The sequence below is a fragment of the uncultured Cytophaga sp. genome (genome assembly GCF_937863595.1).
Lineage (GTDB): Bacteria > Bacteroidota > Bacteroidia > Cytophagales > Cytophagaceae > Cytophaga.
The window spans coordinates 1-9,774 of the sequence record NZ_CALMGQ010000095.1; the positions used below are offsets into that span (position 1 = coordinate 1).

Annotated in this window: 8 protein-coding genes and 1 tRNA gene; 5 read left to right on the plus strand and 4 right to left on the minus strand. The window is 34.8% G+C overall.

From position 1 onward, the window contains the following. The 3 genes from Q0543_RS09175 to Q0543_RS09185 form a co-directional block, all read left to right on the plus strand. A partial coding sequence (locus Q0543_RS09175; RefSeq protein ID WP_299251672.1) for a hypothetical protein occupies positions 1-504 on the plus strand: 504 nt, incomplete at its 5' end. 214 nt (positions 505-718) lie between these two features. After that, positions 719-1,189, plus strand: coding sequence for a hypothetical protein (locus tag Q0543_RS09180; RefSeq protein WP_299251677.1), 471 nt, complete (start codon positions 719-721; stop codon positions 1,187-1,189). A gap of 91 nt (positions 1,190-1,280) precedes the next feature. Next, a complete protein-coding gene (locus tag Q0543_RS09185) occupies positions 1,281-3,533 on the plus strand; it encodes a TonB-dependent receptor (RefSeq protein ID WP_299251680.1) in 2,253 nt (750 codons plus the stop codon). A gap of 56 nt (positions 3,534-3,589) precedes the next feature. On the opposite strand, the gene Q0543_RS09190 is transcribed toward Q0543_RS09185, so the two are convergent. Together Q0543_RS09190 and Q0543_RS09195 are read right to left on the minus strand one after the other, a co-directional pair. Then, positions 3,590-4,681 carry a M48 family metallopeptidase gene (locus Q0543_RS09190; protein ID WP_299251683.1) on the minus strand — a complete coding sequence of 364 codons (1,092 nt, stop codon included), beginning with the start codon at positions 4,679-4,681 and terminating at the stop codon, positions 3,590-3,592. Positions 4,682-4,687: 6 nt separating this feature from the next. Next, complete coding sequence (locus Q0543_RS09195; RefSeq protein ID WP_299251686.1) at positions 4,688-5,641, minus strand: DUF898 family protein; 954 nt, start codon at positions 5,639-5,641, stop codon at positions 4,688-4,690. A gap of 165 nt (positions 5,642-5,806) precedes the next feature. On the opposite strand from Q0543_RS09195, the gene Q0543_RS09200 reads away from it, so the two are divergent. After that, positions 5,807-6,424 carry a pseudouridine synthase gene (locus Q0543_RS09200; protein WP_299251688.1) on the plus strand — a complete coding sequence of 206 codons (618 nt, stop codon included), beginning with the start codon at positions 5,807-5,809 and terminating at the stop codon, positions 6,422-6,424. A 190-nt stretch (positions 6,425-6,614) separates the two neighbouring features. Here the strand turns inward: Q0543_RS09200 and Q0543_RS09205 are convergent. Continuing rightward, positions 6,615-6,688, minus strand: a tRNA-His gene (locus Q0543_RS09205). A gap of 75 nt (positions 6,689-6,763) precedes the next feature. Further along, on the minus strand, positions 6,764-8,095 hold the full coding sequence (locus Q0543_RS09210) for a dihydroorotase (protein ID WP_299251691.1): 1,332 nt from the start codon (positions 8,093-8,095) through the stop codon (positions 6,764-6,766). A 52-nt stretch (positions 8,096-8,147) separates the two neighbouring features. On the opposite strand from Q0543_RS09210, the gene Q0543_RS09215 reads away from it, so the two are divergent. Next, the gene (locus Q0543_RS09215) at positions 8,148-9,518 is read left to right on the plus strand and encodes a DEAD/DEAH box helicase (protein WP_299251694.1); all 1,371 of its coding nucleotides are present in this window, start codon (positions 8,148-8,150) and stop codon (positions 9,516-9,518) included. Positions 9,519-9,774: the final 256 nt, after the last annotated feature.

Sequence of the window (9,774 nt, forward strand, 5' to 3'; positions counted from 1 at the left end):
GATATCGCAAAAATTAAATGGAAAGACAATACAGCCTATGCCTTCCATACCTGTGAAACACCTGCAGACTTTAGTAACAATCAACTATTATATGATATAAGCATTTGCTTGGAAACATTGGAACATATTCCAGCAAAAGATTTAGAAGACTATATTAAATTACTTAGTATTAAAACGACTAAATATTGTTTAATTAGTGTGCCTAATGAAAAAGGACTTGTATTATTTTTTAAACATATTATCAAATCAATAACGCAATCTAAGAAAGAAACAGAATCGTATTCACTTTCAGAATTACTATACGGCACCATCGGCAAAATGAGTAAAGTAGAGCGTATTGATTGTGGCCATAAAGGTTTTGATCATTCCGACTTGGCAAAAATCTTACAAAAATATTTTATCATTCATAAAATTGAATCTATCCCCTATGCGAGAATCCCTAAGGTATTTGGATTCAATATAGGCTTTGTGTTACAAAAAAAACCACATCATTCCACTAATTAAAAACTAAGCTGATTACATTTCCATACACATTTTGAAGTAATTTGATTTAAAATCAGTTTGCTTCAAAATGTACACGCAACACCTGAGGCAGATTTTCAATAGTTCTTTTTTTATTTTTCTGTTTTTTGAAATTATTTTCGATTTATTGTTACTTTTTCATAATTCACGTGTCTAAGTATACAGAAATGATCTAAAACAAGTATACCCGGTTTTTGTGAAAAATAGATGTACAGCCATATTCATTATTACGAGTATTTTTATACTGTCGTTTAAAGATTCTATTTCCATTCTTCATACAATTCTGCATTATATCCCAAACAATCCATGGCATCAACATTTAGATATCCATACACATCATCATATAGATATCCATACACATCATCATATAGATCCACTACAAATACATTTACATCTCCAGCATATCCATAGTCACCAACATGAGCATGCCCACGTACATGATATACTGGATCATATACAAACAGAAGATGAAAAATCGAACAAACAATCCAGTTCTACTACTATTAAATTAGATATAAAAATAATTTACTTCTTTCTGAAAAATAAATCATCATTTGATGTAAATCGCATGTATTCTGTGCCGATTACATATAATTCTTTCTATCATTTTTCAATTCCGTGTTTCAATCCTACTTCTCTTTTTCAGCCACCTCGGCTAACTGTTTAATCACTCTTTTTACAAAATAGTATCTATATAATAGCGCGTATATGTCCGCTCTATTATGAGATAATATGGAATGCATTAAACAAAACAGAACATGAAAAACGTAGTACTTATTTACTTGTACTTATTTTGTTTCACGGCTCTTGCTCAACAAGCACGTATAACAGGAAAAGTAATCCAAGCTCAAAACAACATACCTATTCTGAATGGGTATGTTCAACTTGTCAATCAAAACAATAAAATCACCTACACGGATATCGAAGGCAGATTTGATTTTCAGTTTTTATCGCCCGGTATGTATTACATAGTGATTCATTCCTTAGGATTTCAAACCATAAGGGATACAATTTTATTAAAAGAGGCAGAGCAGTTCCAAAAAACATATCTACTAGAGGATGATGCCATACAGATTCCTGAAATACAAATAACAGCACGCAATGAAGTTGCATTTACCACAATCAATTCCATAGATTTTAAACTTAGGCCTATAAATACCACTCAGGATTTATTACGTCTCGTGCCTGGTCTATTTATAGCACAGCATGCTGGTGGTGGAAAAGCAGAACAATTATTTCTGCGTGGATTTGACGTGGACCATGGTACAGACGTTGCTGTTTCTGTCGACAACATGCCCGTAAATATGGCTTCGCATGCACACGGACAAGGCTATGCGGATTTGCATTTTGTAATACCTGAAACGGTTGACAACATACAATTTAATAAAGGATGCTATAATGCCAACATCGGCGACTTCAATACTGCAGGAGCCGTAAAATTTCAAACAAAAAATTTCCTTCCAGACAACAAGGCCAAGGTTGAAATGGGGAAATTCAATACCTATAGAGCATTGGTCCTTTTAAACCTCATTCCTAAAAAGGATAGTATGGAACAAAAACACAGTGCATATATTGCATCGGAAGCATTTTATTCAAGAGGTTTTTTTGAAAGTCCGCAGCATTTTAATCGTTATAATATCTTTGCAAAATATCACGGAATCGTATCAAAAAAGACCTACATAACTGCTAGTATCTCCACGTTCTTTAGTAAATGGGATGCCTCTGGACAAATACCAGACCGTGCAGTTGATAATGGAAGTATTGGATGGTTTGGCTCTATTGACAATTCAGAAGGAGGCAACACAAATCGCACAAATGCAAATATCCAAGTCACCACAGAAGCTGGTAAACTAGGTACATGGACCAATCAAGTATATTGGAGCAACTATGCCTTTAGTTTGTTTTCAAATTTCACTTTATACAAAGATGATCCAATACATGGAGATGAAATTCATCAGTATGAAAACAGAAATATGCTTGGATTAAATTCCTCGTTAAAAAATGACTATAGATTATTTGGTAGAACGTTAAAAACTAACGTTGGAGCAGGATATAGAGGTGACTTCATTGACAATATCGGATTGGCACATGTAGAAAAAAGAGAATTCCTAAACGATGTAAAAAAAGGTTCTATTCATGAAAACAATATCAATGGCTTTGCGGATGCGAGTTTATTGATATCATCTCGTTTAACATTAAATCTTGGTTTACGTTATGACTATTTTACATTTTTGTATAAAAGTAGCATAGATGACACTTCATCTGCAAACCGAGGCCAAGGCATCGCTAGTCCTAAAATAAATATTTATTATAAATTAACACAAGCGCTACAACTATATGCCAGTGGCGGTTATGGGTTTCACTCAAACGATGCGCGTGTTTCTGTTTATAAAACAACACAATCCAGTTTGCCCAGAGCTAAATCTGTGGATTTAGGAACCAATGCCAAAATTGGCAATAAGTTGTTTGTAAACATGGCTCTGTGGTATATGTATTTAGAATCTGAATATGTATATGTTGGAGACGATGGTTTGTTGGAGCCTAGCGGTAGTACAAGACGTATGGGTATTGATATGAGTTTCAGATATCAGTTAGCAAAATGGTTGTTTGCAGATATGGATTTAAATTTAGCCAAACCCAGATACATCAACTTGCCTAGGAATGAAAACTATGTACCTCTTGCACCACCAATAACAAGCACCGGTGGTTTGTCTGTGAAGCAAAATAAATGGAGCGCAAGTTTGCGATATCGATATTTAGGGCATCGGCCCGCAGTGGAAGATAATACCATTGTTGCTAAAGGGTATTTCATTATGGATGCAGTAGTAAATTATCAATTAAATCGATTCCTTTTTGGCATAAGTGCTGAAAACATCTTCAATCAAAAATGGAAAGAAGCGCAATTCGCTACCGAATCACAATTGAAAAATGAAACGACACCTGTAACTGAAATTCACTTTACTCCAGGAACACCCTTTTACATAAAAGGAAGCATTACCGTATCTTTTTAAAAAAATAGGGTATTCATAACTTATATGAATACCCTATTTAAAATGTATCTTTTCAGTTATTGAAAGGAAAGTCGCGTTTTAATTTTCTTCCACGTATCCTCTAAATCTGTTCGTTCAAGATAGTTCTTCTGTTCGGCAGCGGTCTTATTTGCCTGTTCAATTCGATTCTCTGTTAAAGGGTGTGTACTTAACAATTCAATATTTAAACCTTGACTTTCTTTGCCTAGCGTTTCAAATAAATACACAAACCCTCTTTGGTCTATTCTATTATTATACAATATTTTTAATCCTTCAGAATCGGCTTCGGCTTCTAAACTCCTTGAATACGTGAGCGAATTAAACATATCTGCATTACTCACGATTACAGTTGTGATGCCATTTACATCACTTGTAAGAATCGATAGGAATAAATAACTAGACAAGGTTTTAGCAATTGCCTTAACAGAATGTCGATGATTCACATGCGAAACTTCATGTGCCAGCAAGGCAGCTAATTCTTCTTTGTGTTGCATTTGCTTTAAGATGCCTTCATATATAACGATGTGCCCGCCAGGCAATGCGAAAGCATTTACTGTTTCATCTTTTACAACATGAATTTTTAATGTGTAAGGAGATTCAAAATTAATTTTTTCAGCAAATTCATTTACAAGTACACTTTGTACGCTATCAATTTCAAAATTGCCAGTCATTTTTTCAAATACGTATTCACCTAACTGTTCGTCGTAGGATATGGGCATGTTCTCTACTGCTTTCACTGCTAAAAACGGAATAAAGAATACATACGAACAGATTACAAAACCCAGAATGGTTAGGATAACTAAGCTCATGCGCTTCCAATTCATCGTATCAATAAACATATCTGTTTTACTGAACAATACCATGGGGTAATGCGCTCTAATTTGAGTGTTTAAATTATCGTTTTTGTATTCGATGGATTGATGTGGAAATGCACCATATTTAAAAATGGTAGTACCCGCCACTACAATAGCAGGATGTATATTTGCAAGTTCCCATACAATCTCTTCGGCTTCGCCTGAATGATAATTGGTATAAGCTATTACCCATCTATTTTCATAAAAGGTCAATAGTGCTTTATTACTGACAGAATTTCTTCCTGAATAATATGTTACGTCAAATCCGTTCTTCATATTGAGTTAAAAAAAGTTCAAGTCTAGCGCATCCGATAAATCTTCGCCTGTAGCATCTTTATAATCTGCTTCCGTTTGAACGATTGCATCCACATCTATCAAATTATTAAAATGAATATTCGTTAAATAATATTTCATATTCCGAATCATAACAAAAGGCATACCCAAGCCTAAGGTTGAAATCAAAATTAAAAAATTCACCATATTCAATCCAAAAAAACTTCCTCCACGCATGGTAGATTGAACGGAGAAAGATTGTCCTTGTTGAATGACTTTAACATTCTTCAGTTCGAAATTTTTTATAGAAATTAAATACCAAGGAATGTATATATATATTGTTATAATAGACAAAAATATTCCACTAATATGTAACCCCAACAATTCGGATCCTTCACCATCAAATTTAAATTCAATATTACCAAACCTTGTATGTGCCAACACATACTTTCTTAATGAAACCGTTAACCAAGGATAATAAAAGCCTAATGTCAAAATGGTAGCTAGTACTCCTTTTATATAAATAATGTATAGTTCTTTTAAATCCCCTCTGTAACCAAAATGAATTCCGCGCCAAGAAGTTCTGGATAATCGATAGCGCATAACACCGTGAATGGCTAAGGGAATTAAAGAAAGAAACACGCAATAAAATACGATAGTAGCTATCAATAAAAATATTGGTTCGCCAATCAATTCAAACACTTTCATGGATCCAAAAAGCACTATGAATAATATAAATACTTTTATATATCCTCGAAACATTTCTTTACCTGTTCCATGAAAAACAAAACGACTTCCATGAAATTCTGTTTCTGAGTAAAAATATTGAAACAACTTCGCTTTCGCCCAAGGATAATATAATCCGAAGGTTATGATTGTAAAAAAGAAATTAACCAGCAAAATGACAAACAACTTCGTAGCTTGTCCAAAGAATTTTAAATTGGTATGCCCAAGGATTTTCATATTTGAACGTTCAAAATAATATATTTTCAATTTAATGAAAATAGAAGTGATTTTAAGGGTTTTGGCGAATAATAATCAAATAAATGCACGATCATTTGGGAGGAATCCAATATTCACATATATAGAAAATTGAAATAAAAATGGTATTATCGTATTTACAAAAATATGTCTGAAGAAATTCCCATTCATCGCTATTTTATCATCCATAAACCTGTTGATATGGTCTCTCAATTTATCAGTCCAGACATGGTAAATTTATTGGGAGATTTAAATTTTGATTTCCCCGAAGGTACGCATGCTATTGGTAGATTGGATAATGAATCTGAAGGATTATTGATTTTAACAACAGACAAAAGAGTAACACGCTTATTATTTCAAGGAGAGAAAAAACACAATCGTACGTATTTAGTATTGGTAAAAAATGTTGTTTCTGAAGAAACTGTCAAACAATTGGCTACAGGCATATCCATTCGGGTGAAAGGTGGAGAAAACTACATCTCCTCTCCTTGCAAAGCATCGATTGTTACAGATGTAAGCTCTCTTTACCCCTACGCATCCGACACCCGAGAAGCATATCCGCATACCTGGCTTCTACTCACTCTTACCGAAGGCAAATTCCATCAAGTACGCAAAATGGTCTTGGCAGTAAGACATCGTTGCTTGCGTTTAATACGCGTATCCATCGAAAATATTTTATTGGGAGATTTAAAACCAGGTGAAGTGAAGGAACTGGAGGAAGATGTGTTTTTTAGATTACTAGATATAGATCAAAATTCCAAATAACAAAAAACAAATTCCAAAGTGCTGGAATATCCTTGAATCAAAATCACTCATCCATCTTCTGTATTTAAAAAATCAAACAAAAAAACAACTTACATACGCCTGAAATTTGTTTTTTATTTTTTTGGGGTGTTCTTTTTAAGCCCTCGGCATAAAAAGAAAAAGGTCTTCTGATTTCTCAAAAGACCTTTAGGGTAAATGATGGGGCTCGAACCCACGACCCTCGGTACCACAAACCGATGCTCTAACCGGCTGAGCTACATCTACCGTGTACCTAAAAACTGTATTTTAGGTCTGCAAAAGTACTATTTACTGAATAAATATGCAAGCCTTATGTGAAATTTATCTTTCAAACGTTAAACGTGCACCCTTTTGTTCTTCATTGAATGCCCCTGAATGATATGCCCAATGTCCTGAAACAAAGGTATCTGTTACCTGAGATTTGAAGGTATAGCCTTCAAAAGGAGACCAATTACATTTTGAAATAATATTACTTTTTTCTACTGTCCAAGGACTGTTTATATCTACCAGCACCATATCGGCATAATATCCTTCACGAATAAATCCTCTTTTTTCAATTTGAAATAAGATTGCCACATTATGACAGGCTTTTTCTACTATGTTTTCGATGGAAATCTTGCCTTCGTGGTATTTCTCCAACAAAGCAACCAAACTATGCTGCACCAAAGGTCCGCCAGATGGTGCATCAATATATGCCTTTTCCTTTTCCTCTATTGTATGCGGCGCATGATCTGTTGCAATCACATCAATTCTGCCATCCAATACCGCCTTCCATATTGCTTCACGGTCTGAAACCGTTTTAACAGCCGGATTCCACTTAATATAATTTCCTTTTGTTTTATAATCTTCATTTGAAAACCATAAATGGTGTACACATGCTTCAGCCGTAATTTTCTTCTCTTTCAGAGGTATTGTATTGGTAAATAGATCTAGTTCCTTGGCTGTAGAAATATGTAAAATATGTAAACGCGTACCGTGTTTTTTTGCCAGGGCTACTGCTTTGGAAGAAGATGCGTAACATGCTTCTTCACTGCGAATAAGATGATGATAGGTAGCATCTAACTTGTCGCCATATTCTGCTTTAAACTTCTCTGTATTGGCACGTACAATCGGGTCTTCTTCTGCGTGGATCGCAATCAACATCTTCACTTTTGAAAATATTTCATTCAACATGGTTTCATTATCTACCAACATATCACCTGTGGAAGAACCCATAAAAATTTTAATTCCACATACATTTTTAGGATTCGTTTTCAATAATTCCTCCATGTTGTGATTTGTCGTTCCCATAAAAAAGGAATAATTGGCCAAGCTTGATTTGGAAGCGATCTCATATTTTTCTTCTAACAATTCTTGCGTTACTGCAGCCGGATTGGTATTGGGCATTTCCATATAACTCGTAATGCCACCAGCTACTGCCGCTTTCGATTCCGTATAGATTGTTCCCTTATGTGTAAGACCTGGCTCTCTAAAATGCACTTGATCGTCAATCAAACCTGGCAACAAGTATTTTCCCGTAGCATCTATATTTTCATCCGCTTGTTTAGCGATTTTTCCAATTTCTTTGATGAATCCACCTTCAATCCATACATCTGCCTGAAAGATTTGGCCTTCATTTACTATATTTGCATTACTTATTTTAATAGTCGACATAATACATCGTTATTTAAAGGACTAATTTAATTCATATTTCAGAAAAATCACCTTGAATTTCGAAGAACTTAATTTAAATAGACAACTTCTCAATGCTATTGAAGAAGCTGGATATACTGAACCTACTGAGATACAGTGGAAAGCCATTCCGCAAATTTTGGCTGGCCACGATATTATTGGTGTAGCACAAACAGGTACGGGCAAAACAGCTGCTTACGCCTTACCTATTTTAATGAAAATTAAATATGCGCAAGGTCAAAACCCAAGAGCGGTAATTTTTGGACCAACCCGCGAATTGGTTATGCAAATTGAGACAGCAATGAAGCAATTTGCAAAGTATACCGATTTGCGTATCGTAGCATTGTATGGTGGAATTGGAACAAAAGTCCAAAAAGAACAATTAGAAAAAGGCGTTGACATTATTGTAGCAACCCCTGGTCGATTTTTAGATCTATATCTAGACGAAGTGTTTGTTTTAAAAGAAGTTAAAACACTGATTTTAGATGAAGCAGATAAAATGATGGATATGGGCTTTATGCCACAGCTTCGTAAATTATTGGAAGTAATCCCAAGAAAACGCCAAAATTTACTTTTCTCTGCTACCATGTCTGAACGCGTGGAACGATTAACAGAAGAGTTTTTGGAATACCCAATGAAAATTGAAGTAACGCCGCAAGCAACACCCGCAACCTTAATCAGTCAAAAACTATTTAAGGTTCCGAACTTTAAAACGAAAATACACTTATTAGAATATTTAATTCGAAAAGACGAATCGGTAACGCGTGCCATCATTTTTGTACGAACAAAGAAATCTGCAGACGATATTTATAAATTCATTAATAGAAAAACGACAAATACGTGTCGTATAATCCATGCCAACAAAGATCAAAACAGCCGCATCAATGCGATGGATGATTTTAAAGATGGATCAATTAAGATTTTAGTAGCTACTGACGTGGCATCCCGCGGAATAGATGTCAGAGAGGTTAGTCACGTTATTAATTTTGATGTACCTATAATATACGACGACTACATACACCGCATAGGTAGAACAGGAAGAGCAAATCACACGGGCGTTGCCATAACGTTTGCGACCGAAGCGGAAATGTACCACATTGAAAAAATAGAAAAAATTATTCGGATGCAAATACCGGAGGAAGAGATACCATCGGAAGTTGAGTTGACAGAAACACCGTTTGAAGAAAGTCAAGAATATGCTCGCGAATTAGACTTTTACAAGAAAAAAGAGGATCCTACATACAAAGGTGCCTTCCATGAAAAGAAACGAGATATTAAACCAGACCAAAAAACTAGCTCTTACAAACCGAACAAAGACGCCAAGACAAAGGCTTTCAAGGATAAAATGAATCCCAAAAAATCTAAGCCAACAAAACCGAAACCTCCCAAAAAACCGAAACTATAGAATTCTTAAAAAAAAATAATGCACCTATTGCAATTAACAATTGTATAGTGTACATTTGAGTGTCTTAAGAATAAACGATTTTTTAGATTTACATAGCTGATTTAAAAATCCCTCTGAAAATCTAAAAATATTTAAGATTCCATAGCTGGTTGAAAGATCCCGGAGTTTAGTTGGCCCCCCGCCGCTTGCTCCGGGTTTATTTTTTTAAGATGCCTAATGCGAAAGCGGATCACTTCAATTGTAAATAATAGGTGTT